The sequence below is a fragment of the Colwellia sp. genome (genome assembly GCF_013214175.1).
Taxonomy (GTDB): Bacteria; Pseudomonadota; Gammaproteobacteria; order Enterobacterales; family Alteromonadaceae; genus Colwellia.
The window spans coordinates 387,960-393,959 of the sequence record NZ_JABSPA010000004.1 but is presented as its reverse complement, the minus strand read 5'-3'; the positions used below and the strand labels follow the sequence as shown (position 1 = coordinate 393,959).

Annotated in this window: 4 protein-coding genes; all 4 read left to right on the top strand. The window is 38.0% G+C overall.

From position 1 onward, the window contains the following. Nucleotides 1–88: 88 nt before the first annotated feature. The 4 genes from HRT55_RS12880 to HRT55_RS12865 all read left to right on the top strand — a co-directional run bounded on the left by HRT55_RS12880 (nt 89) and on the right by HRT55_RS12865 (nt 5,946). Nucleotides 89–802: a DUF4184 family protein gene (locus HRT55_RS12880; RefSeq protein ID WP_291621840.1), complete on the top strand. Its 714-nt coding sequence runs from the start codon at nt 89–91 to the stop codon at nt 800–802. Nucleotides 803–1,298: 496 nt separating this feature from the next. Beyond that, nucleotides 1,299–2,120, top strand: a complete 822-nt coding sequence (locus HRT55_RS12875) for a hypothetical protein (protein ID WP_291621838.1) — start codon at nt 1,299–1,301, stop codon at nt 2,118–2,120. A 567-nt stretch (nt 2,121–2,687) separates the two neighbouring features. After that, nucleotides 2,688–3,455: a TetR/AcrR family transcriptional regulator gene (locus HRT55_RS12870; protein WP_291621836.1), complete on the top strand. Its 768-nt coding sequence runs from the start codon at nt 2,688–2,690 to the stop codon at nt 3,453–3,455. A 142-nt stretch (nt 3,456–3,597) separates the two neighbouring features. Then, nucleotides 3,598–5,946 carry an MMPL family transporter gene (locus tag HRT55_RS12865; RefSeq protein WP_291621834.1) on the top strand — a complete coding sequence of 783 codons (2,349 nt, stop codon included), beginning with the start codon at nt 3,598–3,600 and terminating at the stop codon, nt 5,944–5,946. Nucleotides 5,947–6,000 lie beyond the last annotated feature (54 nt).

Here is a 6,000-nt window from a genome sequence, read left to right as displayed (position 1 = left end):
CATATATTATGGCTCTGGTTTGTAAAACTAACCCACGGTCAGAGGCTAGCACCTCGTGGGGAGTCATTGTGTCTATGCGAATAGAACTATGCCATACACTCTTTCACACGCAGTAGTTGCAATACCCATATCGATTATTTCTCGAGGAATAGTTCCATTTGCATCGCTAGCAGTTGGGAGTTTGTCTCCTGACTTTCCATATCTTTTGGCTCTAACACCAACAAATGCTCCTGGTCATTCAGTTAATGGAGTGCTTATATACTGCCTTATTCCTTCGCTAATAATGCTTTTTGCATGGTATCGCTTGTTGGAGGCTCCAACTCTTCAGTTGCTGGGTTTGCCGAAAAGGAGTTGGTCACTCTGTTTGTCATCATGGTTCTTTATTTTGGTTGGTGTCTTATTTGGTGCTTATAGCCACGCCCTGTGGGATGCAACGAGTCATTCATATGGAGCATTTGTAATAAATAGTGAGTTCTGGAACTCAGAAATTTTCTCATTGCCTTTGTACAAATGGAATCAGTATGGTAGTGGTGTGTTGGGCCTCTCAACTCTGGCTGTATGGTATCTGTATGCTTTGGTTCTTAACCGTAAAGAGAATTACGAAGGTCAGTTGGTTACCGGTATACTGATATATTCAGTAAGCATTGCTTTTTTTGTTGTTCTAGCAAACCTCATTCATGGTTCTGATGTCTTGTCAGAATACGCTGTCCGCTCAGCTATTGGGATAATGGTTGGTGTTGTTTGTGGGATGTGCTTGTATACGCTGGTAGTATACTGGCAGGCGCGGGGAAAATTCGTCTAACAAGCAAATCAACAAGGACACGTAACAGTTGGCTACGTTTCGCTTTGATCTTGTACCACTTTAGCAAACTATTATTTAGCCGCTTATGCGGGCGTTATCGATACAAAATCTAATGAAAATCAACTTATGCCTTACATAGCTTAATGTCCGCTGTGTGGTAGCTACAGCCCTTTGAACAGTCTGCTGCATGCACTTTGATTTAACTTTAGAAACTTAATATTTCAATCACACCCTAACGGCTCTTTGGTGCGCATTATAGTCCTTTAAGTCTGAATACCACCATAATTAACGTGTTCAGATCATGTGCCTGCATCATACGAATAAATGACTTTACATACTCCAATAGAGTTATATCGACTAAATGATAATACTTTATTTCACGCGGTTAGAGAAAGCTTTACGCCTCCTTAAGTATTGCTTTAGTATATCCTCCTGAATTTTATATATTTGACGTTTAACAGTTTTTTTAAAGGCTTTACAATGGAGTATTATTACGGTGAGTGAAATAGCGGATACAGATACAGGGGATAGTCAGGATGATATTAAGTTTCCTCTTTGGCTTTATTGGTTTTTCGGTGGCGTGATTATTTTGGCCTGTTCTTTATTATGGCGATATTTTTCATTGTTTGATGGTACTTGGGGTGACCAAGAACTATTTGCCCAATTCGGTGACTTTGTTGGCGGTACGTTAAATCCTGTTTTGGGGTTCGCCACCATTGCTTTGCTGGTTTGGTCTATTAACGTGCAGATGAGAGAGTTGAGGTTAACCAGGGAAGAAGTTAAAGAAACAAAAAATGAAGCAGCGATGAGTCGTAAGGCGATGCAAGATCAAGTTGAACATTTAGAAAAAGAAGCGAAGCTTAGTGAAATATTTAGGCTAATTAAAGAACAACAACTGGAATTAGACGAACTTTTGTCTACGCCAATTGAGAATAAGTTAGAGGTCAGTAGAATCGTTCTTACGGGTAAAAGAGAATTACCGCTAACCTATAGTAACTTTATCTACAACGTGTATTGCGGTGCAGCATTAGATTTTGAGACAATAAGTGAGTTAACAGAACACTTCAATGATCAGAAAGGACTTAACTCTTTGAATGGTCAGAAATGGTTTCTAATACAGGATACCGCTCTTCAAGTTGGCAACTTAATAATCAAGTATATTGAGTTGAGTGGAAGTAAAGAGTTTGGCCATATCTATGCTAGAAGATCTACAAAACTAATTGGGCACTTGAGAGCCCTAACTATGTTCAAAGATTTTAAGTACTTAGAAAAATGTGAAAAAAGTTTAGATGTTTTAATGTATAAACTAAGCAATTAACATTTACTACCCACACAAAGTTTGCTGTTTTAACTTTGTATTCTCTGTGTTGGGATCAGTGGACTGTACCGTTGATTATACAAACCTAACGAATTTCAGCTATTACCTACTGTATATTTTATAGCTGATATCGATACAAAATCTAATCCGAAACTGTGTCTGACACTTATTAGCTAATGTCCGCAATGTGGTAGGAGCTGACAAAACATATTTAGTGGCAGTATGGCTTCTCATTGCTCTGATAGGACGAAATAGGGAAGCGTAGTACATATTTTTACTTCCGCTTGGCAGTGTGATTCAAAAAATTAAATCTACATATATTCCAGCTACTATCCCCAATTCATATAATTAAGTATCTATATGAATCATAAAGGCTCTATCCCCGCTCTCATCAACCATTATTCTATTTTATATAGCTAGATGTTAAATGCAGTGTGAACCATATTATGGCGATGAAATAAAATTCACATGTACATTTCAGTTACAAATCTGTTGACAATAATTACACTTGAAGTATGATGACGATTCGTCAGTGACGAATCGTCACATATTATATAAGTAGATTTTATGACACCACCTAAGTTACTCGATGAAGCTGCACTTAAGGAAAGAGAGTTGCTAATAATCAACTCGGCAGTATTACTTATCCAGACAAATGGTATTGAAAACTTGACCATGGATAAAGTTGTTGCCCAAGTGCCGTTTTCGAAAGGTACGGTTTACAAACACTTTATTGGTAAAGAAGATTTATTGTTAGCCATCAGTAATTACTCAATTAAAGTATTAGGTGATTTATTTTATCGCGCCTACCAATTTAAGGGTTGTGCACGTTCACGCATGTTACTTTTAAATTTCTCTTATCTGATATATGCAATGTTATACCCGGCACTTTTTCAATGTGTAATGTGTTCTAAATCACCGAATGTAGTGGGTAAATCAAGTGAAAAACATATTAATGAGGGTGAACTATTAGAAGTTAAGTTAATGACGTCTATTCACGGCATTGTCGAAGATGGCTTAAATGATGGCAGTTTATCCTTGCCGTTAAATATGGATATCCAGCAAATATGTTTTAGCAATTGGTCAATGGCATATGGCGCTATCACCTTGCTTTCAGGCGAAGTTGAACAGTGTAGTGGCAGAACAAGTTTGATTGTAGAACGTGAATTATTTAATCACAGTAATTTACTTCATGACGGTATGGGCTGGCAGCCTTTAAGCAAAGATCGAAACCACTGTGCAGAGTTAAAAACCGCTTTGGCAGAGTTATTCCCTGAAGAGCTAATGCAAATCAAAGCAAAAGGGCGCGAGCTAAATTTTGAAAGTTTTAGCTAGCCTGCTTAGCTATTTCTTTTTAGGAAAGTGAATACAAATAACGTGCGGTATCTAACCGCATTTTTTTGATAGATAAAGTGACGATTCGTCATCTAAAGAATCGTTTTCAATGATGAAAATTTATAATTTAAGGAGCTTAACAATGAGAGACAAACTCTATAATTTTGTCGGCAAGAATCCATTTTGGGTAATACTTGTTTGTATTACCTTCGCCATGGTAGCTGGTATGGGGGCACAAAAGTTAGAATTTAAAAGTGACTATCGTGTGTTCTTTAGTGAAGAAAACCCACAGTTAACGGCTTTTGAGTCAATGCAAAAGGTCTATGCCAAAAGTGATAATGTTTCTTTTGTCGTGGTACCAAAAGACGGTAATGTTTTTACCGCAGAGCATTTGGCGGCACTAAAAAAATTAACTAAAGAAAGTTGGCAAGTGCCTTATTCAACACGGGTTGATTCAGTCACTAATTTTCAATATACCTATGCAGAAGAAGATGACATGATCGTTGAAGATCTTGTTATGTCTACCCGTAACTTAACCAGCGACAAGCTTGATAAAATCAAACAAATTGCCATTAGCGAGCCTTTGCTGGTTAATAAGATTATCTCTAAAACAGGCCATGTTTCTGTTGTTAACGTTACTGTGCAGCTGCCAGGTGTTGACCCTATGGCGGAAACACCTGAAGTTGCCGCTAGTGTTCGTGCTATAAAAGCGCAGTTTTTAGCAGAACATCCTGAAGTAGAAGTGTATTTGTCGGGCATGATTATGATGAACACCTCTTTTGGTGAAGCTTCAATTAATGATGGTACAACACTTATTCCGTTAATGTTTCTTGTGGTTGTTATCACCATAGGCTTATTGCTAAGAACCATTACCGGTACTATCGCAACGGTACTTGTTATCATTATGAGTATTGTTACTACCATGGGACTTGCTGGTTGGTTAGGCTTTTATCTGACGGGACCATCATCATCAGCGCCAACGATGATATTGACCTTAGCGGTAGCAGATTGTATTCACATACTAACCTCTATGTTTTATGAAATGCGGCAAGGTGCTGATAAACGTACCGCCATTGCCCGTAGTATCAAAATCAACTTACAACCTATTTTCTTAACCAGTATTACCACAGCGATTGGCTTTTTAAGCATGAACTTCTCTGATTCGCCACCGTTTAGAGACTTAGGTAATTTAGTCGCTATTGGCGTAATGTTAGCCTTTGTTTTTTCTGTCACTATTTTTCCAGCATTACTTACGGTATTACCAGTGCGCGTTAAAATGCAGAGTGAAGGTAAAAAAGACATTATGGCTAAATTGGCAGACTTTGTTATTGCCAAGCGTAAAGCCTTATTACCTTTAACCAGTGTGCTCATTATCGCTTCAATAATGCTCATTCCTAACAATGAACTCAATGATGATTTTGTTAAGTATTTCGATGAAACAGTGCCATATCGTGCGGCAACTGATTTTATGCAAGATAACTTGTCGGGCATGATGATTGTTGAGATCTCAGTGAAAACAGGTAAATCTAGTGGCATTAATAATCCGCAATATTTACACAGTGTTAGTGACTTTACTGATTGGTTACGTGACCGTCCTGAAACGGATCATGTAAATACTATTACTGATACCTTAAAGCGTCTCAATAAGAATATGCATGGTGATGATCCTAGCTGGTATAAATTACCAGACAGCCAGGAAATGTCAGCGCAATACCTACTGTTGTATGAAATGTCTTTACCTTATGGCTTAGATTTAAATAACCAATTAGATGTTGATAAATCAGCGTCAAGAATCGTGGTGACCTTTAAAAATATGACCAGCAACGAGCTGATTAATATTGAAGAAGACATGATTGTCTGGTTTGCTAAACACGCGCCACAGTATGAGGTTGATTTTTCTAGCCCAAGTCTAATGTTCGCCCATATTGGCCAACGTAATATTATTAGCATGCTTATTGGTACCACACTGGCACTGATCTTAATTTCAATTTTATTAGGTGTAGCCTTAAAAAGCTGGCGCTTTGGTTTGATCAGTTTATTACCTAACCTAGCACCGGCGGCGATAGGCTTTGGTATTTGGGGCTTATATAGTGGGCAAGTAGGTCTTGGTTTATCGGTTGTTATTGGTATGACTTTAGGCATTGTTGTTGATGATACCGTGCACTTTTTAAGTAAGTATCTTCATGCTAGACGCGATAAAAATGCCAGCCCGCAAGAAGCAGTACATTATGCTTTTGATAATGTCGGACGTGCACTATGGATAACTACTTTTGTACTCGTGGCCGGTTTTACTGTGTTGGCACAATCATCATTTAAAATGAATGCTGATATGGGTTTCCTAACAGCATTGACCATCTTTATCGCACTTATCGTTGATTTCTTATTCTTGCCACCATTACTTATGTTGCTTGATAAAGATAAGAAAAAATCGACACAAAGCACTGGTGCAGTTGTTGAAGCACCGATTAAAAAAGCGATTGAAGCGGCGTAAGTTGGCTGTTATTTCTCAAAATAACTTTATTACTCAAGATTACTTTGCGGTACG

Excerpts from the sequence above, each read along its gene's own strand:
- HRT55_RS12870 (WP_291621836.1), top strand. The coding sequence starts at position 2,688 with ATGACACCACCTAAGTTACTCGATGAAGCTGCACTTAAGGAAAGAGAG.
- HRT55_RS12880 (WP_291621840.1), top strand. The coding sequence starts at position 89 with ATGCCATACACTCTTTCACACGCAGTAGTTGCAATACCCATATCGATT.
- HRT55_RS12865 (WP_291621834.1), top strand. The coding sequence starts at position 3,598 with ATGAGAGACAAACTCTATAATTTTGTCGGCAAGAATCCATTTTGGGTA.